At 68.0% G+C, this 22,153-nt stretch carries 20 protein-coding genes; 18 read left to right on the top strand and 2 right to left on the bottom strand.

The window, feature by feature from the left end:
* Positions 1-3 precede the first annotated feature (3 nt).
* From AC07O3_RS03900 to AC07O3_RS03820, 17 genes are all read left to right on the top strand, one after another.
* A complete protein-coding gene (locus AC07O3_RS03900; RefSeq protein ID WP_256330727.1) occupies positions 4-777 on the top strand; it encodes a 4'-phosphopantetheinyl transferase family protein in 774 nt (257 codons plus the stop codon).
* The gene (locus tag AC07O3_RS03895) at positions 774-1,595 is read left to right on the top strand and encodes a serine aminopeptidase domain-containing protein (protein WP_495338621.1); all 822 of its coding nucleotides are present in this window, start codon (positions 774-776) and stop codon (positions 1,593-1,595) included. Before AC07O3_RS03900 ends, AC07O3_RS03895 begins: the two co-directional genes overlap by 4 nt.
* Position 1,596: 1 nt before the next feature.
* Positions 1,597-2,529, top strand: coding sequence for an alpha/beta hydrolase family protein (locus AC07O3_RS03890; RefSeq protein ID WP_495338620.1), 933 nt, complete (start codon positions 1,597-1,599; stop codon positions 2,527-2,529).
* Between the two features lie 67 nt (positions 2,530-2,596).
* Positions 2,597-3,808 (top strand): polysaccharide biosynthesis/export family protein, encoded by a 1,212-nt coding sequence (locus AC07O3_RS03885; RefSeq protein ID WP_426393096.1) that lies wholly within the window; start codon positions 2,597-2,599, stop codon positions 3,806-3,808.
* 36 nt (positions 3,809-3,844) lie between these two features.
* Positions 3,845-6,178, top strand: a complete 2,334-nt coding sequence (locus AC07O3_RS03880) for a polysaccharide biosynthesis tyrosine autokinase (protein ID WP_495338619.1) — start codon at positions 3,845-3,847, stop codon at positions 6,176-6,178.
* On the top strand, positions 6,175-6,879 hold the full coding sequence (locus tag AC07O3_RS03875) for a sugar transferase (protein ID WP_440531494.1): 705 nt from the start codon (positions 6,175-6,177) through the stop codon (positions 6,877-6,879). Before AC07O3_RS03880 ends, AC07O3_RS03875 begins: the two co-directional genes overlap by 4 nt.
* A 29-nt stretch (positions 6,880-6,908) precedes the next feature.
* Positions 6,909-7,886 carry a GDP-L-fucose synthase family protein gene (locus AC07O3_RS03870; protein WP_495338618.1) on the top strand — a complete coding sequence of 326 codons (978 nt, stop codon included), beginning with the start codon at positions 6,909-6,911 and terminating at the stop codon, positions 7,884-7,886.
* On the top strand, positions 7,879-9,003 hold the full coding sequence (gene gmd / locus AC07O3_RS03865; protein WP_495338617.1) for a GDP-mannose 4,6-dehydratase: 1,125 nt from the start codon (positions 7,879-7,881) through the stop codon (positions 9,001-9,003). Before AC07O3_RS03870 ends, gmd begins: the two co-directional genes overlap by 8 nt.
* A 41-nt stretch (positions 9,004-9,044) precedes the next feature.
* A complete protein-coding gene (locus AC07O3_RS03860; RefSeq protein WP_495338616.1) occupies positions 9,045-10,370 on the top strand; it encodes a hypothetical protein in 1,326 nt (441 codons plus the stop codon).
* 11 nt (positions 10,371-10,381) lie between these two features.
* On the top strand, positions 10,382-11,479 hold the full coding sequence (locus AC07O3_RS03855) for a glycosyltransferase (protein ID WP_495338615.1): 1,098 nt from the start codon (positions 10,382-10,384) through the stop codon (positions 11,477-11,479).
* Positions 11,476-12,435 (top strand): hypothetical protein, encoded by a 960-nt coding sequence (locus AC07O3_RS03850; RefSeq protein WP_495338614.1) that lies wholly within the window; start codon positions 11,476-11,478, stop codon positions 12,433-12,435. The genes AC07O3_RS03855 and AC07O3_RS03850 overlap by 4 nt, the downstream gene beginning before the upstream one ends.
* Before the next feature lie 45 nt (positions 12,436-12,480).
* Positions 12,481-13,413 (top strand): hypothetical protein, encoded by a 933-nt coding sequence (locus AC07O3_RS03845; RefSeq protein ID WP_440531491.1) that lies wholly within the window; start codon positions 12,481-12,483, stop codon positions 13,411-13,413.
* A gap of 20 nt (positions 13,414-13,433) precedes the next feature.
* Entirely contained in the window at positions 13,434-14,693 is a 1,260-nt protein-coding gene (locus tag AC07O3_RS03840) for a lipopolysaccharide biosynthesis protein (RefSeq protein WP_426393093.1), read from the top strand.
* On the top strand, positions 14,690-15,937 hold the full coding sequence (locus tag AC07O3_RS03835; protein ID WP_307614170.1) for a glycosyltransferase WbuB: 1,248 nt from the start codon (positions 14,690-14,692) through the stop codon (positions 15,935-15,937). Before AC07O3_RS03840 ends, AC07O3_RS03835 begins: the two co-directional genes overlap by 4 nt.
* A gap of 28 nt (positions 15,938-15,965) precedes the next feature.
* On the top strand, positions 15,966-17,090 hold the full coding sequence (gene galE / locus AC07O3_RS03830) for a UDP-glucose 4-epimerase GalE (protein WP_495338613.1): 1,125 nt from the start codon (positions 15,966-15,968) through the stop codon (positions 17,088-17,090).
* A complete protein-coding gene (locus AC07O3_RS03825) occupies positions 17,083-17,862 on the top strand; it encodes a LuxR C-terminal-related transcriptional regulator (protein WP_093058343.1) in 780 nt (259 codons plus the stop codon). Before galE ends, AC07O3_RS03825 begins: the two co-directional genes overlap by 8 nt.
* A gap of 28 nt (positions 17,863-17,890) precedes the next feature.
* Positions 17,891-19,387, top strand: coding sequence for a mannose-1-phosphate guanylyltransferase/mannose-6-phosphate isomerase (locus AC07O3_RS03820; RefSeq protein WP_093058342.1), 1,497 nt, complete (start codon positions 17,891-17,893; stop codon positions 19,385-19,387).
* Positions 19,388-19,414: 27 nt separating this feature from the next.
* On the opposite strand, the gene AC07O3_RS03815 is transcribed toward AC07O3_RS03820, so the two are convergent.
* Positions 19,415-20,017 (bottom strand): DJ-1/PfpI family protein, encoded by a 603-nt coding sequence (locus AC07O3_RS03815; protein ID WP_093074436.1) that lies wholly within the window; start codon positions 20,015-20,017, stop codon positions 19,415-19,417.
* 85 nt (positions 20,018-20,102) lie between these two features.
* Between AC07O3_RS03815 and AC07O3_RS03810 the strand changes: the two genes are divergently transcribed.
* Positions 20,103-21,437, top strand: coding sequence for an aminotransferase-like domain-containing protein (locus tag AC07O3_RS03810; protein WP_495338690.1), 1,335 nt, complete (start codon positions 20,103-20,105; stop codon positions 21,435-21,437).
* A gap of 46 nt (positions 21,438-21,483) precedes the next feature.
* Here the strand turns inward: AC07O3_RS03810 and AC07O3_RS03805 are convergent, their stop codons facing one another.
* Complete coding sequence (locus tag AC07O3_RS03805; RefSeq protein WP_093058339.1) at positions 21,484-22,140, bottom strand: dihydrofolate reductase family protein; 657 nt, start codon at positions 22,138-22,140, stop codon at positions 21,484-21,486.
* Positions 22,141-22,153 lie beyond the last annotated feature (13 nt).

Below are 22,153 nucleotides of genomic sequence, written 5' to 3'. Positions count from 1 at the left end.
AGCATGAACAGCTCCGCCTACGCACTTTCCATCGACGCGCCGGTCTGCCGGTACGTCGATCTGGACAGCTTCACCGACCTGCTGCCCGCCCAGGTGCTCTCCGAAGAAGAATGCGCGCGCGCCGAGAACCTGCGCTCTCCCATCGACCGCCAGCGCTTCGTGGCTGCGCACATCGCGCTGCGGCAGGCGCTCAGCGAGTACACGGGCCTGCACAACGCCGCGCTGCAACTGTCCACCGGCTCCTTCGGCAGGCCCTCGCTGTCGGGTCACACGCGCACCCAGTTCTCGCTGAGCCACAGCCAGGGCCTGGCATTGATCGCCATCGGCGGGCGCGGCCCGCTGGGCGCCGACGTCGAACTGCTGCGCCCGGTGCCGGATGCCGCGGTGCTCGCGGCGGAATACTTCACCCATCGCGAACAGGAAGCGCTGGCCGCCCTGCCCGCGCATGAACGTGACCGTGCCTTCCTGACCTGCTGGAGCCGCAAGGAGGCCTGCCTGAAGGCCATCGGCGTGGGCCTGCTGGTGTCGTCGCAGACCTTCGAGGTGGGCCTGGCGCCGGAGCGCCGCAGCGTCGAGCTGTCGGTGGCCGGCCGCATCCTGTGGCTGGTGGTGGGGCCAGCGCCCGAGCGGCTCGACTGCGTGGGCTCGCTCGCCGAATGGCGCCAGACCGAAGCCCGCGCCCAGTCGTTCGGGTCGGATGACGGCGGCACACACATGAGCCGGTCGACCGCTCCCAAGACGAGCACTGCAGCGCGCTACGCAGGGGCCACGCAATGACCCGCTTCACGCCGCTCATGTTCGGGCCGGCCTCGCGCCAGGTCTTCGGCGTGTTCCATGCCGCCGACGAAGACCGGGCGGAGAAAACCGCGGTGCTCCTGTGCCCGCCCTTCGGGCAGGAGGGCCTGCGCACCCATCGATTCTTCAAGGTGCTGGCCGAACGCCTCTCGCGCGCCGGCATCGCCACGCTGCGCTTCGATTTCTACGGATCGGGCGACTCGCCCGGCGACGAGAGCGAAGGCGAGTTCGACGGCTGGCGCCGCGACCTGTGCTCGGCGCACGAAGAACTGCGCCGGCGCGCGCCGGGCGCCTCCATCGTGTGGATCGGCGCGCGGCTCGGCGCCACGCTGGCCGTGCTGGCCGCGCGTGGCGGACGCTGCGACCCCGTACGGCTGGTGCTGTGGGAGCCGGTGATCGACGGACGCCGCTATGCGCGGCTGCTGCGCGAACAACACGTGGCCGCCATCGACACGACCTTCTGCATTCCCGACCTGGCCTGGCGCCGCGGCCTCGTGCAGGAGCCCGACGCGCTGCCCGAGGAGGCCCTGGGCACCGCGCTCTCGCCCGCGCTGCGCGCACAGCTCGCGGCGCTGGTTCCGGAGTCGCTGCCGCTCACCGCCCTGCACGACACGCTGGTGCTGGCCGAGCCCGACGACGAGCGCACCGCGCAATGGGCCGCCGACCAGCAGTCGCGCCACATGCCGGTTCGCCTCGCGTACTTCAAGCACCAGCTCGACTGGGCCTCCGACCCGTATCCCAACAGCGCGATGGTCCCGGCCGATGCGCTCAACCGCCTCCAGGGGGCTCTTCATGAATGACATGACGACAGCAAGAGCAACGCAGACGCCGATGCGCTTCGGCCCCGGCGAGGCGCTGGTGGGCATGCTCACGGCACCCGCGCAGCAGGCGCCGGGCGGCATTGCCTGCCTCATGTTCAACATGGGCGCCAACCACCGCGTGGGTCCGCGCCGCATCAACGTGAAGCTGGCGCACGTGCTGGCCGCGCGCGGCGTGAGCAGCCTGCGCTTCGACCTGGGCGGCGTGGGCGACAGCGACGCGCTCGACACCTCGCCCGACCTGCAGGCGCGTGCCGTGCACAGCCTGCAGGCGGCCATGGACATCGCCGAACGCATGCTGGGGGCCCGGCAGTTCGTGATCGTCGCCATGTGCTCGGGAGTGGAACATGCCATGTCGGCGGCCCTGGCCGACACGCGCGTGGTGGCGGTGTCGCTGTTCGACGGCTTCGCCTTCCCCGAGCGGCGCGCCCGCTGGGAGCGCAACCTGCGCCGCGCGCTGGCTGCACCCGCGCACCCGTCTTTTCCCGGCAAGGCAAGGCGCTGGCTGCAGCGCCACTTTTCGCGCAGCCACTCGACGACGGCGCTGCCTGGTTTCTTCGCGGAGAAGCGCGCGCCCGAAGTCAATGCGGCCTGGTTCGGCACTGCGCTGCAGAGCCTGGTCGAACGCAAGGTGGCGGTGCAGCTTCTGTATTCGGGCTCGCTGCATGTATGCGACCGCGGCCGCGACCAGCTCGGCGCCTTCGCCCGCCTGCCCTACACGCAGGCAGTGCAGTACGAGTTCATGGGCGAGGTCGATCACACCGTCTGCACGGAGAAGGGGCAGCGGCTGTTCCTCCAGTGTGTTGGCGATTGGGTCACCGACCGCTGCTTCGGCGCCAGCACCGAACGACGCAGCCAGAGCCGCCCGCTCGCGGGCGCCGAACACGCCATGCCCACCACCTGGGCCGCGCCCTGAGGCGCGCCTTTTCACCCTTTCATTCACCCCGAGCACCCACCTTCAACCGGCCGTCAAGGAGATCACCATGCAACGCAAAGATCCAGCGACGCAGTCATGCGGAACGCGCCCTCTCGCAGTCCGTGCCCAGGCACAGGTGGAGTCTCGCTTGCGATGGCTTGGCCTGGCCATGCTGCTTTCGCTCGGGCTGGTCGTGCTTTCGGGCTGCGCGCCGGGCTTCGGCTCGGTGGGGCCACTGGGCCTCGACAGCTCCACCGGTGACAGCACGGCCTCCGCCGGCAGCGGCAAGGTCATTGCGATCACGCCCGACCTGATCCGCGCGCAGATCGCGCAGAAGCCCAAGAGCGTGCCCGACAGCATCAAGCGCCTGTTCGCCGCGCCGCCGACCTACACCATCGGGCCGGGAGACGTGGTCGGCATCATCGTGTACGACCACCCCGAGCTGCTGCCGAACGCCGGCGCGGTGATCGCGCAGCAGTCCGACCCGACCGGCGTGACCGTCGCGCCCGGCTTCATCGTCGATGCCAAGGGCGAGATCTTCTTCCCCTACATCGGGCGTGCCAAGCTGCAGGGCCTGACGGAGAGCGGCGCGTCGGAGCTGGTCGCGAAGCGCATCAAGGCCTTCGTGAAAGACCCGCAGGTTTCGGTGCGCATCCAGTCGTTCCGCAGCCAGCGCGCCTACGTGCAAGGCGAGGTGCGCACGCCCGGCCTGCAGATCTTCACCGACGTGCCGATGACGCTGTCGGAGGCCATCAGCCGCGCCGGCAGCTTCACGCAGGCCGGAGACCGTTCGCGCATCACGCTGACGCGCGGCGGTGTCTCGACGGAGATCAACCTGCCGGCGCTCCAGGCCCTGGGCGCCGACGGCAACAACATCCCGCTACGCAACGGCGACGTGGTGAACGTCGGCACCCGCGAGGACAGCCGGGTCTACGTGATGGGCGAAGTCAAGGCCCCGTCGGCGCTGCAGATGCGCAACAACGGCCGGCTGAGCCTGAACGAGGCGCTGGGCGACGCGGGCGGACCTGACCTGGCCACCTCCGACCCCGGCCAGATCTACGTGGTGCGCAATTCGCCCGACAACCTCGACGTGCAGCAGGTCTACAACCTCAACGCGAAAAACCCGGTGGCGCTCGCGCTGGCCGACCGCTTCGAGCTGCAGCCGCGCGACGTGGTGTACGTCGACCGCGTGCCGCTGGTCAGCCTGAGCCGCGTGTTCGGCCTGATTCTGCCGGCCGCCCAGGTCATCAACCTTGCCCGCGACACCGCACGCCGGTAAGCGCCTAGCACCCCGCAACAGGAAAAGGTGAATCCCATGAACGCGCGTTGGCAACCTACGCTTCCCGCACCCGCGGCCGCACCCGTGACGGTGCTCGAGACCACCGCCTGGACCCGGGAATCCCGGTTCCATGAATACCTCGACATCCTGATCGACAGCCGCTGGCTGATTGCCATCATCGCGGCGCTGGCCCTGCTGGTGGGCGTGGGCTATGCGCTGTTCGGCCAGCGCATGTACGAGGCCAACATCCTCATCCAGGTCGAGGATCCCGATCGCTCGGGCGGCAACTTCCCTGGCGACGCCAACGGCGGCGGGGGCATCAGCGTGAAGACGTCGACCGCCGGCGAGACCGAGATCCTGCGCTCGCGCATGGTGCTCGGCCAGGCCATGGAGAACACCAAGCTCTTCATCAGCGCCAAGCCGCTCTACACGCCGGTGGTGGGCGAGTTCCTCGCGCGGCATTCGAGCCATCTCTCCACGCCCGGCATCTTCGGCATGGGCAACTACGTCTCGGGCACCGAGCAGATCGCCGTGGCGCAGATGGACGTGCCGAGCGCGTTCGAGGGCAAGAAGTTCACGCTGATCGCGGGCGAAGGCGGCAACTACACGCTGACCAACCCGGACCTGGAAACGCCGCTGACTGGCAAGGCCGGCGTGCCGCTCGACGCCACCGTGCCCGGCGGCGCACTGCACCTGCTGGTGGGCTCGTTCGAGGCCCAGCCCGGCGGCGCCTTCGAGCTGGTGCGCCATTCGAAGCAGCTCACCCTGCTGGGGCTGCAGAAAGACCTGCGCGTGGTCGAGAAAGGCAAGCAGTCCGGCGTGATGGACGTCAGCCTGCAGGCCGAGAACCGCGGCCAGCTGGCCAACGTGCTCAACGAGATCTCGCGGCTGTACGTGCGCCAGAACATCGACCAGAAGACGGTGCAGGCCGAGCGCGCGCTGTCCTTCCTGGGCACCGAGCTGCCCAAGTTCAAGCAGCAGCTGGAGCAATCGGAAGACGCCTACAACCAGTACCGCAACCAGAACGGCACCATCAACCTGGACGACGAGGCCCGCAATGCCCTGGCGCAGAACGTGGACCTGCAGGCCAAGCTGCTCGATGCAAAGCAGAAGCGGCTGGACCTGGTGGGCCGCTTCACTTCCGCGCACCCGATGGTGCAGACGCTGGATTCGCAGATCGCTTCGCTGAAGAAAGAGCTCGGCGCGGTCGACGGCCGCATCCGCCGCATGCCCATGCTGCAGCAGAACTCGCTGCGCATGCAGCGCGACATCAAGGTCAACACAGACCTCTACGCGACGCTTCTGAACAGCTCGCTGCAGATGCGGCTGGCCAAGGAAGGCAAGGTTGCCAACGTGCGCGTGCTCGACCAGGCCCTGCTGGCCGAGAAGCCCGTGCGGCCGAAGCCGCTGATCGTCATCGCACTGGCGCTGGCGGGAGGCCTGTTCCTCGGCGGCGCTGCGGCGCTGGCACGCAAGAACCTGAAGCGCTCCATCGGCAGCCCCGAGGACATCGAGGCCGTCACCGGCCTGAGCGTGTACAGCACGATTCCGCTGAGCACCCAGCAGCGCGTGCTCGACCGCGCCATCCGCACCGGCAAGCCCGGCGTCAAGGTGCTGGCGGCGCTGCACGTGGAAGACCCGGCGCTGGAAGGCCTGCGCCGCCTGCGCACCACGCTGCAGTACGCGATGCTGGGCGCGCCCAACAACCGGGTGCTCATCTCCAGCGCCACGGCCGGCGCGGGCAAGACATTCGTGTCGTCGAACTTCGCCACGCTGCTCGCATCCTCGGGCAAGCGCGTGCTGCTGATCGACGGCGACCTGCGCCGCGGCAGCCTGAGCGAGGAGTTCGGCCTGCAGCGCAAGAACGGCCTGTCCGACGTGCTCGCCGGCGGCGTGCCGCTCGAGCAGGGCATCCACCACCGCGTGCTGCTGAACCTGGACGTGATGAGCGCGGGCACGCTGCATCCCGACCCCGCCGGCCTGATGGCCAGCGATGCCTTCGAGCACACGCTGGCAACGCTGTCCGCACGCTACGACGTGGTGATCGTCGATGCGCCCCCCACCCTGCTGGCATCGGAGACCGCCGCGATGGCGCCGAACATGGGCACGCTGCTGCTGGTGGCCCGGGCTGACAGCAGCGAGATGGGCGAGCTGGTGGAAAGCGCCAAGCGCCTGGCCCACGTGGGCGCGGCCTTCCACGGTGTGGTGTTCAACGCGGTGGACACCTCGCGGCGCCAGCACCGCAGCTACGGCTACGGCTACTACGGCTATGCCCCGGCCACGACAACACGCAGCGAACCCCACTACGCGCTGGACACGGCCGACACCGTCATGCCCAAACGCATCGAACCGGAGCACGCAACATCATGAGCACGCTTCGATCGACCACCCCCGCAGGGCGAGGAACAGGCAGCGCGGCGGCCAACACTGCCGCGTACGGTCCGCTCGGCGGCTCGCCCTGGCTGCGCCATGCCAAGCGCGCGGCCGACATCCTGATGGCCGGCTCGTTCTTCGTTTTCTTCGGCTGGGCCTACGCGCTCATCTGGCTCGGCGTGCTCTACACCTCGGGCGGCCCGGCCATCTACATGCAGCCGCGCTACGGCAAGGACGGCCGCGTCTTCAAGTTCTACAAGTTCCGCTCGATGGTGGCCGACGCCGACGCAGTGCTGGCGCGCCACCTGCGCGAGAACGAGGCCGCGCGGCGCGAATGGGCCATTTACCAGAAGCTGGTGCACGACCCGCGCATCACCCGCTTCGGCGCCTTCCTGCGCAAGTACAGCATCGACGAGTTCCCGCAGTTCTGGAACGTGCTCAAGGGCGACATGAGCATGGTCGGCCCGCGCCCCTGCATGTTCACGCAGAAGGACCTGTACGGCGACTACTGGGACCACTACTGCGCCGTGCGCCCGGGCATCACGGGCCTGTGGCAGATCAGCGGGCGCAACGAGATCAGCTACCGCCGCCGCGCCGCGATGGACGCGGAGTACGTGGCCCACCTGTCGCTGTGGCGCGACTTCGCGATCCTGCTGAAGACCTTCGGCGTGGTGACCGGTGCGCGCGGGTCGCGCTAGCCAATTTCAACTTCCCATCGAAAGAACATATGCGAATCTTTGTTGCGGGGCATCTCGGCATGGTTGGCCAGACACTGGCGAGTCGTCTCGGCGGGCTGGGCCATGAAGTCGTCACCCGACATCACGCGGCACTCGACCTCCTGGACCAAGCGGCCGTCAGGCGCTTCTTCGCGGATGAGTCGATCGATCAGGTCTATCTGGCGGCCGCCCGGGTCGGCGGCATCCATGCCAACACGATCTATCCCGCGCAGTTCATCTACGAGAACCTGATGATCGCGGCGAACGTGACGCACCAGGCTTTCCTTGCAGGCATCAGGCAGATGCTTTTCCTCGGTTCGAGCTGCATCTATCCGCGGTTGGCCAAGCAACCGATCCGCGAGGAATACCTGCTCGACGGCAAGCTCGAACCGACCAACGAGCCTTACGCGATCGCGAAGATCGCGGGCCTCAAGCTCTGCGAAAGCTACAACCGGCAGTACGGAGCGACCCATGGCATCGACTACCGCAGCGTGATGCCGACAAATCTCTATGGGCCTGGCGACAACTACCACCCCGAGAACAGCCACGTCGTGCCGGCGCTGATCCGCCGCTTTCACCAGGCGAAGCTCGACAACGCGCCCAGCGTGCTGATCTGGGGCAGTGGCCAGGTACGGCGCGAATTCCTCTATGTCGACGACATGGTCGAGGGATGCATTGGCGTGATGAACCTGTCGCGTGCCGTCTACGGGCAACAGACCGATCCGATGTGCAGCCACATCAACCTCGGTACGGGTGAAGACGTATCGATCGCTGAACTCGCGGAACTCATCCGCGATGTCGTCGGCTATGCGGGCGACATCCGCTACGACCACGCAAAGCCTGACGGCACGCCACGCAAGTTGCTGGATGTGTCCCGCGCCGCCTCCATCGGCTGGAGAGCCCGGATGCCGCTCGCCGAGGGGCTTCGCCGCACCTATTCCGCCTATCAAGCATCTACCCGCCATATCAAGGAGGCCGAACATGTCTAAGCGCGCACTGATCACCGGCATCACCGGCCAGGACGGCTCCTATCTTGCCGAGCTGCTGATCGAGAAAGGCTACGAGGTGCACGGCATCAAACGCCGGACCTCGCAGTTCAGTACAGGGCGCATCGACCATCTCTATTCGGACGTCCATTCGAAATCGCATCGCCACCTGCATCTGCACCACGGCGATCTGGCTGACGGCAGCAACCTCACGCGGATCATGCAGGAGGTGCAACCCGATGAGGTCTACAACCTTGGCGCGCAAAGCCACGTCGCCGTCAGCTTCGAAAGCCCCGAATACACGGCAGACATCAACGCCCTGGGCGCGCTGCGGCTACTCGAAGCCATCCGGCTACTGGGCCTGAAATCGAAGACGCGCTTCTACCAGGCCAGCACCAGCGAACTCTACGGGCAGGTGCAGGAACCCCGACAAAGCGAATCGACGCCTTTCTATCCGCGCAGCCCGTACGGCGTGGCGAAGCTCTTTGCCTACTGGATCACCAAGAACTACCGGGAGGCCTATGGCTTCTACGCATGCAACGGGATCCTGTTCAACCACGAGAGTCCCCGGCGTGGCGAGACCTTCGTGACCCGCAAGGTCACGCGGGGGCTGGCCAACGTGGCGCAGGGACTGGAGCAGTGCCTTTTTCTCGGAAACATGAACGCGCTGCGGGACTGGGGCCATGCCAGGGACTACGTGCGCATGCAGTGGCTGATGCTCCAGCAGCCCACGGCCGTCGACTATGTGATTGCGACGGGGTCGCAGTACAGCATCAGAGACTTCGTTACCCGCGCGGCGCGGCGGCTCGGCATCTCGCTGGTCTTCGAAGGCAACGGCCTCGAGGAGGTAGCGATCGCTGCCGATGTCACCGGTGACGATGCACCCGCCGTCTGCCCGGGCGACGTACTGGTTCGCGTGGATCCGCGCTACTTCCGCCCCTCGGAGGTCGAAACGCTGTGCGGCAACCCTTCGAAGGCGGCCGACGACCTGGGCTGGGTGCCTGAAACCTCCCTCGACCAGATGATCGCCGAGATGGTTGCCAGTGACCTCGAACTGGCCAAGCGCCGGGCGCTGCTGCAGCGCCACGGTTATCACACCCCGCAGAGCATCGAGGCCTGAGAGCAGGTCACGCGCTCACCCACCCGAACAGCAGGCCCACCATGCGCATCCTCTCCTTCTGGTCCGGCATCGTCTGCGCCATGCTGTGCGGCCTGGTCGACCCCGTGTGGGGCTATGCGGCGGTGTGCGCGCTGTCGCTGATCCAGCTCTCGCTGCTGGGGTCCTCGGGCTCCAGCGTGTTCCTTCTGATCCACTACGCGACGATCCTCACGTACTTCTCGATCGCGCCGGCGATGCAGATCTCGCACGACGTGGAGTTCTGGGAGGCAGGCGTGATGAGCACGGCGGCGCACACGCAGGCACTGATGCTCCTGCTGCTGTACATGGCCGGCGTGGAGGCCGCGCGGCTGGGCGTGCCCGACGTACCCGCGCACCTGCCCGGGGGGCACGACCGGCGGCTGGTCGGCGTGGCCCACCCTCTTCTTCTGCTGCTGAGCTGCTCGCTCGCGGCCTTCGCCACGCTGTTCATCAAGCCCGAGCTCAACTTCGTGGCGCGCGGCCTCACTGGCACCAGCGGCGGCGAAGAGAACGTGCCGATCGACTTCATCTTCTATTCCACGCTGCCCAAGCTGGTAGTGCTGATGTGCTTCGTGGCCCTGGCCATCCACGCTGTGCGCCGTCGCACGCTGTGGTCCTGGTGCGCGGCGGGCCTGGCGTTCGGCCTGGCGCTGGCTGCGGCCAACCCGGTGAACACGGCGCGGCAGGTCTTGCTGATCGGGCTGCTGCCTCTGCTCATCCACGCCCTGGGGCGCAGCCGGCGCTGGCTGCTCGGCAGCGTGATCTTCGGCTCCATCGCGGGCCTGGGCCCGGTGCTGAACCTGATCTCGCGCGGCAGCGTCTGGGGCGAGGAGCTCACGACCTTTCCGTTCAGCCAGGACTTCGACGCCATGTTCGTGGTCGCGGGCATCCTGGAGCGCGCACCCATTCCCGATCTCGGCTGGGGTCGCTACCTGCTCTCGGCGTTCTCGTTCTTCCTGCCGCGCGACCTGAAGATGTTCCCGGACTTCGACCCGCTCGGCTGGTCGGCCATCCTGGGCAACTTCTCGCAGAGCAACCTGTCGCTGCCGCCCTTCACCACGGCGTATTTCGACTTCGGACTGGCAGGGCCGGCACTGTTCGGCTATGCGATCTCGGCGGGCTTTCGCGTTGTCGACCGCGCCATCGATCCGAACCGGCCGCTGTCGGGCTCCTACCTGTCGGCGCTGGTGCTGCTCGCCGCCTACGTGCCGTTCATGCGCGGCCCGATCCTGGGCTGGGGACCGTTCGCGGTCTCGGGCCTGATCGCCGCCGTCATTGCCGGCGCCCTGAGTTCCCGTGCCCGCCGGCCGCTGCCGCGCGCGGTGCGGCACGGCCTTCCGAGTGCGTGAGGACGTCGCTCATGGCCACCTACCTCTACTACGACACCGTGCGCCTGAACAAAGCTGCCGGCGGCGTGCTCAACGTGTCCGAGGTGCTGCTGCGCCACATGCGGATGTCGCAGGACGACCGCGTCGAGCCGGTCAGCGAGCGGCATCCGCGCATCTACGCGCTGGCGCAGCGCCTGAAGATCAGCCGCTTCGTGCTCGACACGCTGCTCTACAACTTCCACTACCTGCGCGCGCTGCTCACGGGCGAGCAGCTGTTCTCGGTGTTTCCCAACTACTTCCTGCCGGTGACGCCGTTCGGACGGCATCGCGATTCGATCGTCATCGTCCATGACCTGCAGTACAAGGCCTACCCGCAGTACTTCAAGCGCAGCAAGCGGCTCTTCCTGGACTGGAGCCTCTGGCGCGCGGCGCACAGCGCGGCGGATGTGGTCTTCATCAGCCGCAGCAGCCAGCTGGACTTCGAGCGCCATTTCGGCCACTGCGAGCATTCGGCCGTGATCTTCAACCCGGTGGACGCGCCCCGGGTCGCGGCGGCACCCACTACACCGGGTGCGGCAACGAATGCGGCACCGGGCGAGCGCTACCTCATCGCGGCCTACCACTACTACCCGCACAAGAACTTCGGCGGCATCCTCACCCTCTTCGAGCGCATGAAGCGCGCGGGCCTGGTCGACTACCTCGACATCACCGGCAACGGCGCCGCCGATGTCGAGCGCATGGTGGCCGCGCTGGCGCCCGAGGTGCGTGGCTCGGTGCGGCACCGGGGGCTGGTGTCGCGCGACGAGCTGCTGCGGCTGTACCAGGGCGCCACCGCGTTCATCTCGCTGTCTACCTTCGAAGGCTTCAACCTCTCGGCCGCCGAGGCGGCAACGCTGGGCGTGCCGCTGCTGCTGTCGGACATTCCGGTGCACCGCGAGCTGTTCACGGACTACGCCTTCTTCGTGGGCAGCGCTGCCAGCGACCCGTACCGGCTGGCCAAGCACCTCGCGCGCCACGAGCGCACGCATCCGGTGTGGGCCCATGCCACCGCCTGCGCGCCCGCGGCGGTCGCGGGACGCTATCTCATGCTCAAGCGCGGCGCGCTGTCGCTCGCCCGGGCCATGCCATGACGAAATGGCCGTTCCCCGCGATGCGTTTTCTTGCAGCGCTGCTGTTGCTGGCAGTGATGCCGCTGGCCGGCCGCGCACAACCCGCGGTCACATCGGCGGGCGCCCCGATGCCGGGCTTCGGCGTGATGGTGCATTACCTGCCCGACAAGCAATCGATCAACGAGATCAAGCGCTTCGACGTCGAGGCCTTCGCCTCGACGCTGGCGGACATGCGCGCCTCGCACTTGATCCTGACGCTGGGCCAGAACAACGGCCAGTACATCGCGCCCAATGCCGCGCTCGAAGTGCTCTGCCCGGGCAGCGCCGCGAACCGCTCGCCGCGCGACCTGCCGATGGAGATCGGCCAGGCGCTGCGCAAGCGCGGCATCTCGCTGATCCTCTACCTGCCGTTTCGTGCGCCGCAGGCAGACCCCGCGCTGATGGATTGCCTGGGCGACGTATCCGAGCAGGAGCCGCCGCCCGCGCGCTTCATCGCCGCATGGTCGAGCCTGATCCGTGACTGGTCGGAACGCTACGGCTCGCTCGTGAGCGGCTGGTGGTTCGACGGTACCTACAACACGAAGGGCATCACGCCCGCCGGCTGGGAAATGCTGTGCAGCGCGGCCCGCACGGGCGCCGCCAACCGCTGGCTGGCCTTCAACGCGGGCGAAGGAGCTGAGCGCTTCAGCGCCAAGTCGGCGCCCTGCCAGAACCTGATGGCCGGCGAATACATGCAGCCGCCCGCGCATCTCACCGCCCCGCCGTCGGAGCTGGCGCTGCACGTGCTGACGCCGCTGAGCGCCTCGTGGGGCCGCGAGGCGCCGGCGCGCTTCACGGCGGCGCAGCTGCGCAGCTGGATTTCGGAAGCGGCCGCCGTGCGCGGCCTCTTCACGCTGGACATGCCCATCGACGCCGCCGGCCGCTTTCTTCCCGCGCACGTCGCGCTGATGAAGAGCGTCACCGCGCGCAAGCCCTGAGCACAACGAACGCTGTCACATCCCGTCAACCCTCAACCAAGCGCCATGAACCCAACCCTGCCCTTCATCGTCGTGGAAGACCGCCAGAACAAGACCCTCGCGCTGTGCCGCGAATCGGCGGCACTGGCCGGCGAGCCGCTTTTCGTGCTGTCGGACACCGACGCGGGCCCGGCCTACGAACGCTTCTGCCGGTCCTACGTGCATCTGTCGAGCAACCCGCCGGAGTTCGAGAAAATCTGCTTCCGGCGCTACTTTCTCCTAGCGCAGTTTCTGGAATCCCACCCCGAAGTGCGCGAATTCGTGCTGATCGACAGCGATGTGCTGCTTTTTCAGGGTGCGGCGCCGCATATCGCGCGGCTTGCGGGCAAGTCCGACTTCTCGGGTTCCTGCATGCAGTCCGCGGACGGCTGGAACCCCTGCCAGATCTCGCCGCACGTGAGCTACTGGACCGCGAACGGCCTGCGCCGCTTCGTGGCCTACGTGCTCGACAGCTATGCCACCCCCTCGGGCCGCAGGAAGCTGCGCGACATCGCGGCGCGTTTTGCCGCGCGGGGGGTGCGCGGCGGCGTGTCCGACATGACACTGCTCTACCTCTGGGCCCACGCCACGGGCAACGACGCCCCCATCAACCGGGTGCTCGACGGCACGGTCATCGACCACAACATCAACGGCATGCACAACCTCGTGCGGCGGGAGTTCAAGGTGCTCGGCGGCGCCAAGCGCATTGCGTACCGCGATGGCAAGGCCTGGCTGACGAGCACCGCCGGCGAACTGACGCGCGTGGTGGCACTGCACTTCCAGGGCAGCGCCAAGATGGCCATGCCCTTCGCGCTGCGCGGCCACATGCACACCGTGGCGGCCGTGACCTACGCGCTGCAGATGGCCCGCCGCGCGAAGAACAACGCGTTCCGGGCCGGTGCATTCGTGCGCCGGCTGTTCGACACCGGCCGCGTATCCCGCGCCCCGGTCGGCAAGTAAGCGTGAAGCCAGCCGACGCCATGAAGCACTTCAGCCTGTCACTTGCTCCGCCCGGCGCGCGCATGGCCTGGCTGTCGGGCCTGGGCGCGCTTGCTTCGCGGCTGTATGTGTACCTGTCGGGCTTCCTGGCGATCTTCCTGATGGCGGCGAGCATTTCGCCGGCGCGCTTCGGCGAGTACTCCATCTACCAGTCGGTCATGGAAGTGGCGCTGGTGATGGGCACGCTGGGCAGCTCGCTGCTGTTCTCGCGCAATGCGGCGAGCGTGCCGCCGGGCGTGACGCGCGGCGACGTCGTGCGCACGCTGGCCATCGGCCTGCCGCTGGCCACGGTGCTGGTGACGGTGATCCTCACGGTGCAGCACATGCCCGTGGGCGACGCGCCTTTCCTTCTGCTGGTGGCCACGCTGGCGGTCTTCTCGTTCAACAGCCTGCGTCTCTCGTTCAGTCGCGGCCTCGGCCACGCGGGGCTGCTCAACCTGGAGGCCGGCATCCGCGCGACCATCCTGGTCGTGGGCATAGGCCTGTGCGTGGCGGTGCGCTTCGACCTGGGCGTGGCGCACCTGCTGCTCATCAACCTGTTCGCCGTCGTGGTGGTGTGCGTGGCCGTCGGCCTGCCGGGCAATGGCGCAGCGCCACCGGTCGGGCGGGCCGCGCTCGGGCTGGCATCGCAGGCCGGAGCGACGGTGTATTCGCTGCTCATGTTCCTGCTGCGCAAGTCGGACCTGCTCATCGTGGCGTACTTCATGCCGCTGAGCTACGTGGGGGCCTTCAAGCTCGCGTTCCTGCTGGCCGAAGCGCCGTCGCAGTTCGTGCAGGCCTTCCTGGTCACGAAGACGCCCGCGATGCTGGAAACGGACGCAGGCAATTTCACTGCGGCCAAGCTGCGCCTGGCGAAGCATTCCTTCCTGCTGGGCTGCGGGCTCTTCGTCGGGCTGGCTGCCCTCATCTCGGTGGCCGCGCCGCTGCTCAAGCTGGGCAACGAGGCGCGCACCATCTTCATGTGCATTGCGCCGTACTTCCTGCTGCGCACCTACACGATCCACCACGAGATGGTGCTGTCGCTGAAGACCTCGATGGGCTCGCTCGGCGCCTGGGCGCTGGTGGAGGTTGCGCTGCGGCTGGCGTCATACGGCGCGGTGGTGATGGTCTTTCCGGACAGGCCGCACTACGTGTTCTTCATTGCCTGCGTGACCGACTTCGTGCTGTACGAGACACGCATGCGCCTGCAATTCGGCTTCTTCCCGATCGTGCGCCTGCTGACGCGGAGGCAGGCATCGTGAAGATCCTCGTCTACTCGATGAACTTCGCTCCCGAGCTGGCCGGCATCGGCAAGTACTCGGGCGAGATGGCCGAGTGGCTGCACGCCCGCGGGCATGAGGTGCGGGTGATTGCGTCGCCGCCCTTCTTTCCGCAGTGGTCGGTGCTCGAGGGCTACTCGGCATGGGCCTACCGCAAGACCGACTGGAACGGCGTGACGGTCTGCCGCGCGCCCACCTGGGTGCCGGCCAAGCCTCGTGCGCTGGGGCGCATCGGTCACCTGCTGTCTTTCACGCTGTCGAGCATTCCGCTGCTGCTGGCGCAATTGCGCTGGAAGCCTGACGTGGTGTTCGTGGTGGAGCCGCCCATCTCCTGCGCGCCGGCCGCGCTGTGCTTCGCGAAGCTGCTCGGCATCCGCTCCTGGCTGCACGTGCAGGACTACGAAGTGGATGCGGCATTCGGCCTCGGCTGGTTGCGCGGCGAGCGTGTGCGGCGCTTCGCCCTGGCCGCCGAGCGCTGGCTGATGCGCAAGTTCGACCGGGTGTCATCCATCTCTTCCACGATGTGCACCAAGGCGCTGGAGAAAGGCGTGGACGAATCGCGGCTGGTGCTGTTTCCGAACTGGGTCGACGTGGAAGCCATCCAGCCCGTTGCGCGACCGCCGGTGGCCGAAGGCGTGCCGGCGCAGGGCTTCCGGGCGGAGCTGAACATTCCCGCCGGCGCGGTGGTCGTGCTCTACGCTGGCAGCCTCGGCAGCAAGCAGGGCATCGAGCTGCTGGCCGAAGCGGCGCGCCTGCTGGTGTGCTCCCACAACATCCACTTCGTGTTCTGCGGCAACGGCCCGAGCCGGGCCTCGCTGATGGACGCCTGCACCCGGCTGGGCAACACGCATTTTCTCGATCTGCAGCCTGCCGAAAGGCTCAACGAGCTGCTGGGCATGGCCGACATCCACGTGCTGCCCCAGCGCGCGGATGCCGCCGACCTCGTCATGCCGTCGAAGCTGGGCGGCATGCTCGCAAGCGGCCGCGCCGTGATCGTGACCGCGCACGCCGGCACCGCGCTCAGCGAGGCCGTGTGGGGCCGCGGCGTGGTGGTCGAGCCGGGCGATGCGGCGGCGCTAGCCGATGCCATCGAACAGCTCTCGATGTCGCCCGAAACGCGCGAGCTGCTGGGCTCGGCCGGCCGCCGCTTCGCCGAGGCCGAACTTGACCGCAACGCAATCCTGCAGCGCCTCGAAGAGGAACTGCAGCGCTGCATCGCCGGCTGACGCGGCACCCCACACGAGGACCACGACCATGCCCAAGTCCACATCCGCACCCAGGGTCCTAGTGACCGGCGGCGCCGGCTTCATCGGCAGCCACACCTGCGTGGCGCTGATCGCCGCGGGCTACCTGCCGGTGGTGCTCGACTCGCTCGTCAACAGCGACGCGCGTTCGCTGCACCGGGTGGCGTGCATCACGGGCGTCGAACCCGTTCTCGTGCGCGGCGACGTGCGCGACGCGGCGGCGCTCGACCGCGTGTTCGCGGCACACGGGATCGAGGCGGTCGTGCATCTCGCGGGGCTGAAGGCGGTCGGCGAATCGGTGGCCGACCCGGTGAGCTACTACGACGTCAACCTGGCTGGAACCCTGGCGCTGGTGCAGGCCATGGGCCGTGCGGGCGTGCGCACGCTGGTGTTCTCCTCATCGGCCACTGTGTACGGCGACTCGCAGCCCTCGCCCATTGCGGAGAGCGCACCTTACGGCGCGGTCAACCCCTACGGCCGCACCAAGGCCATGGTCGAGACCGTGCTGGCCGACCTGGCGCAGGCCGATGCGCGCTGGGGCATTGCCTGCCTGCGCTACTTCAACCCCGTCGGTGCGCACGAAAGCGGCCTGCTCGGCGAGCGCCCGCACGGGCCACCCAACAACCTGATGCCCTACATCTCGCAGGTCGCGGCCGGCGAGCGTGAATGCCTGGTGGTGCACGGCGACGATTACGAAACGATCGACGGCACCGGCGTGCGCGACTACGTGCACGTGATGGACGTGGCCGAAGGCCATGTGGCGGCACTGCGCCATGCAGTGCGCCACAGCGGCATTCTCATGACCAACCTCGGCACCGGCCGTGGCGCCTCGGTGCTCGAAGTGGTGTCGGCCTTCGAGCGCGCAAGCGGCCGCCGCATTGCCCTGCGCATCGGGCCGCGCCGCCCCGGGGACGCACCTGCCTACTGGGCCGACGCGCGCAGCGCCTTCCTCGCCTTCGGCTGGCGCGCGCGCCGCGACCTCGACCAGATGTGCGCGGACAGCTGGCGCTGGCAGGCCGCGAACCCGCACGGCTTCGACGACCCGGCGCCCGCCTTTACCGCGGACCTCCCGCGCTTTCAGAGCAACGGCACCAGCACCCACATCAACTCCAACCTGGGACACACCCATGTCTGACAACCCATCCCCCTTTCTTGGCGAGCAGGCCGATGGCCGCTCGGGGTTTCCACCGGGCATCGTTCCGCCTGTTGCGCCGCTGTGGCCCGGCTTCCTGACGGGGCAGGAGGATGCACCCGTGCGCGTCCTGCTCGTGGATGACGACGAATTCATGCGCCGGGTGATAGCGCAGGAGCTGCTGTCGGACCTGCGCATCCAGCTCGAAGGCCAGGCAGGCAGCCTGCGCGACGGCCGCCGTCTGCTGGCCACGCACGAGTTCGACGTGCTGATGGTCGACCTGCGGCTTGGCGACGGCACCGGCTTCGACCTGATCCAGGAAGCCCGAGAGCAACATCGCACAGGAGAAATCATCGTGATCTCCGCGCTCGAGGACGAGTCGCACGTGCTGCATGCCTTCGAGCTGGGCGCCACCGGTTACCTGCTGAAGGACGCGTGGCTCCAGAGCTTCGCGCAGGCCGTGCTGCAGGTGGTCAACGGCGGCGCGGCCATCACGCCGCGGCTGGCGCGGCGACTGCTCTCGCGGCTGAGCCACCGGCCCGACAGCCGCACGCCGCCGTCGGTGGAGCCGCCTCCGCGCGAAGCGACGCTGACGGCGCGCGAGTGCGAGATCCTGCGCTTCGTGGCGCGCGGCCACGTCACCGAGGAGATCGGCGTCAAGCTGGGCATCTCGGGGCAGACCGTCAACGCCCACATCAAGAACATCTACAAGAAATTGCACGTGCATTCGCGTGCCCAGGCCGTGAGCTATGCGGCGTACTCCGGCCTGATCTGAACCCCGCCCCACCACAACGCAAACGATCATGAACACCCCCCTCATCCATCCCGTGGTCCTGTGCGGCGGCAGCGGCACGCGGCTGTGGCCTTTGTCGCGCAAGGCGCTGCCCAAGCAGTTCGCGCCGCTGGTCGGCGGCAAGAGCCTGCTGCACCTCACGCTCGAACGGCTGGCGGTGCTGAATGCCGATATCACCTGCGTCACGTCTGAAGACCATCGCTTCCTGGTGAAGGAAGCGGTGGAAAACGCGCACGCCACGGGCCGGCAGATCCTCGAGCCGGTGGCGCGCAACACCGCTGCCGCCATGGCCTCGGCCGCGCTGCTGGCCGAGCCCGACGACCTGCTGCTGTTCGCGCCCTCCGACCACCACATTCCCGACGCCGCGCTGTTCGCCCGCACCGTGCGCACCGGCGTCGAGGCCGCATTGGCCGGCAAGATCGTCACCTTCGGCGTGGTGCCGAGTTTTCCGAGCACCGCCTACGGCTACATCGAAGCCGGCGAGCCCTCGGCCGACGGGCGCAGCCAGGCCGTGGTGCGCTTTGTCGAAAAGCCGACGGCAGCGGTGGCTGAACAGCTGATCCTGCATGGCGGCTACAGCTGGAACGCGGGCATCTTCCTCGTGCAGGCGCGCACGCTGATCGCAGCGCTGCGCGGGCATGCACCCGACATCCTGCTGGCCTGCGAGCGCGCCACTGCCGCCGTTGCAACCGACGGCAGCTTCCTGCGGCTGGACCGCGCAGCCTTCGAGGATTGCCGAGCCGACAGCATCGACTACGCCGTGCTCGAAAAGCACAAGGACATCGCAGTCGTGAAGTTCGAAGGCCTGTGGAGCGACGTCGGCAGCTGGAACGCGGTTGCCAGCCTGCACCCGGCGGACGACGCGGGCAACCGGCTGAGCGGCAAGGCCAGCGCGCTGAACTCGCGCAACACCTTCATCCACGCGCCGCACCGGCCGGTGGTGGCGCTGGGCACCGAAAACCTGATCATCGTGGACACGCCCGACGCCGTACTGGTGGCCGGCGCGGGCTGCGCCGAGCAGGTGGCCGACGTTGTGCGCAAGCTCTCGCTGGAGGGCTGCGCCGAGGCCACCGAGCACCGCCGCGTGGTGCGGCCCTGGGGCGCGTACGACAGCATCGACCTGGGCGAGCGCTTCCAGGTCAAGCGCCTGACCGTGAAGCCCGGCGGCAAACTGTCGCTGCAGATGCACCACCACCGCGCCGAGCACTGGATCGTGGTGAAGGGCACGGCGCGCGCCACCTGCAACGGCGAAGTCACGCTGGTGCGCGAGAACGAATCGATCTACCTGCCCTCGGGCGCCATCCACCGGCTGGAGAACCCGGGCAAGACCGTGCTCGAAGTGATCGAGGTGCAGACCGGCGGATACCTGGGCGAAGACGACATCGTGCGCTTCGACGACACCTACGGGCGCTGCGGCCCGGTCAGGACACTGGCCGACGCATCGCCGACGCAGGCTTCGGCCGGGTCGGGGGCGAATGCGGTGCTGCATGCGCCCATAAGGCGCTGAGCTGTCGATTCAGCCCGCACAAAGAGGTCATTGCGGCAGGTACGGCGTGATGTTCCCGAGTGCGTTGGCCACGTAGGCTTCCTTCTCGCCCACCGGGGCGACGTAGTGAAGCGCTGCGGCGGCAGCCTCCAGCCCTTCGGTGCGGGCGATGATCCAGCCGGCCAGGTAGGGCGCAGCAAAGCAGCCACCCGCAGTTGCGACATTGCCACGCGCATAGAAGGGCTGGTTCAAGACCTCCACGCCGGCCTCCTGCACCCAGGGCTTGGTGGTCAGGTCAGTGCAGGCCGGTATGCCGCCCACGAGGCCGAGCTTGGCCAGGATCAAAGTACCGGAGCACTGCGCTGCGATCAACTGGCGGGCCGGATCGAGCGCGAGGCGCCCCATCAGCTCGGGGCTGGCGACGACCTCCCGCGTCTTCACCCCGCTGCCGACGACGACGGCATCCGCGAGGCGCGCATCCTCCAGCAACGACTGGGCGCGTACGGTCACGCCGTTCATGGACGTGACTTCAGGGGTCGGACAACACAGGCTCACGCGCCAATCCGGCTTCTTGATACGGTTGAGCACGCCCAGCGCGATGAGCGAGTCCAGTTCGTTGAAGCCGTCGAAGGTGAGGATCGCGATGTGCATAGGATTCGTGCGTGAGGGCTGAGATGCGCTCATCGTAGGCCGGGCGATCAATACAATCAAAAAATTGTCATGCATACATCGCACGATGGCCGAAGCCCGCTACAAGCAACTGGTCGATGAACTCGCCGCCGAGATCCGCGCGGGACGCCTGCAGCCGGGCACCCGCCTGCCTACGCACCGGCGGCTGGCCGAGCGCCACGGCCTGGCGCTGGTTACTGCTTCGCGCGTCTATGCGGAACTGGAGGCGATGGGACTGGTCAGCGGCGAAGTCGGTCGCGGCACCTTCGTGCGCGAAGCGGCGATGCACGGCGGTGTTGGCGTCGATCAGCGGACCATGGCACCGGACCTGGTGGACCTGAACTTCAACTACCCATCGCTGCCCGGACAGGCCGAGCTGCTTCGCGCCGCACTACGGCAGCTCGCCGCCGGTGGTGAACTGGACGCCATGCTGCGCTATGCACCCCATGGCGGCCGAATGCATGAACGCGCCTGCGTCGCCCGGCATCTCGCGTCGCGAGGACTGGCGGCCGAGCCGTCGAGCGTGCTGCTCGTCGACGGCGCACAGCACGGGCTGGCAGTAACGGTGATGGCGCTGCTGCAACCGGGCGACGTGGTCGCCGTCGACGCCCTCACCTACCCCGGCTTCAAGGTGCTCGCCGAGGCACACCGGCTGGAACTGGCGCCCATACCGGCATCCGGACAGGGGCCGGACCTGGACGCGCTGGAACGCCTGTGCGCGCGCCGCCGCGTGAAGGCCATCTACGCGATGCCGACCCTGCACAACCCGCTGGGCTGGGTGATGAGCGCAAGCCGGCGCCGCCGGCTGGCCGCCATCGCAAGGCGGCATGGCCTGCTCATCATCGAAGACGCCGCCTACGCCTTTCTGGCCGATGACCCGCCGCCGCCGCTGGCAACGCTGGCACCGGAGACGACGGTATATGTCTCGGGTCTTTCCAAGAGCGTGGCGACCGGGCTGCGCGTGGGCTTCGTCGCCGCGCCCGATGTGTTGGTGCCCAAGCTCGAACGCGCAATCCGGGCCACGACCTGGTGCACGCCGGGCGTGACCACGGCCATCGCCTGCGCGTGGCTGGAAGACGGCACGGTCAACCGCCTCGAGGCGAAGAAACGGCAGGACGCGGCGGCGCGGCAAGTCGTCGCCAGCGAGGAGCTTGCCGGACTGCGGTGCGTGCGGCACCCTTCGTCGTACTTCGTCTGGTTGTCCATGCCGGACGAAACCCGCGCCGACTTGGTTGCGGCGGCGCTGATGCGCGATAGCGTCTCGGTGTCCACTGCCGAGCCCTTCGCGACGTCACAGCACGTGCCGCATGCGCTGCGCCTCGCGCTGGGGTCGGTCGGGCTGGACGCGCTGCGCAGTGCGCTACGGACGGTGCGACGGGTGATCGGGGAGCGGTCGTTCTGAGATGACGTGGCAGGATCCTGTCGATATTTGAGCCACTCTTCCCATGTCAAGGCGCGCTGCGGCGCAGGAACATATGCGTGGCGCGCTCGCCTGCCACCTGTCGTTCGCAGCTGTAGCCCATCGCCGGCAGGTCCAGGCCTGCGAACAGCGCCTCGCCTTTGCCCAACAGCACCGGACGCACGGCCAGGTGCAGTTCGTCGATCAGCCTGGCCTTCAAGTATTCGCGTACGGTGGCCACGCCGCCGCCCACGCGCACATTGCGCGCACCCGCGGCGACCTGTGCCTGTGCCAGCGCTTCGCGGATGCCGCCGGTGACGAAGTAGAAAGTAGTGCCACCCTGCATCGTCAGCGGCGCGCGGGCATGGTGGGTCAGCACGAAGACCGGCACGTGGTACGGGGGCTCATCGCCCCACCAGCCTTTCCAGCTCTCGTCCGGCCAGGGACCGCGCACCGGCCCGAACATGTTGCGTCCGAGGATCCAGGCACCTATTTCGGCGAAGCCTTGTTCGGCGATCTCGTTATCGATGCCGGTCTCGCCGTTGGCCTCGCCCGTCTTGTGCATCTGCTGCCAGACGCGCGTGGGAAAGAACCAGTCCATGAGTTCAGGACCACGAACGCCCAGCGGGTGCTCCAGGCTCTGGTCTGGGCCAGCGGCGAAGCCGTCGAGCGAAACGCTGAAGCTGCGCACCAGTACTCGGGTCATGGGGCTGTCTCCT

The sequence above is a fragment of the Variovorax sp. GW821-FHT09D05 genome (genome assembly GCF_059416325.1).
Note: the sequence above shows the minus strand (reverse complement) of the source record. Positions and strands in the feature narration are given on the sequence as shown.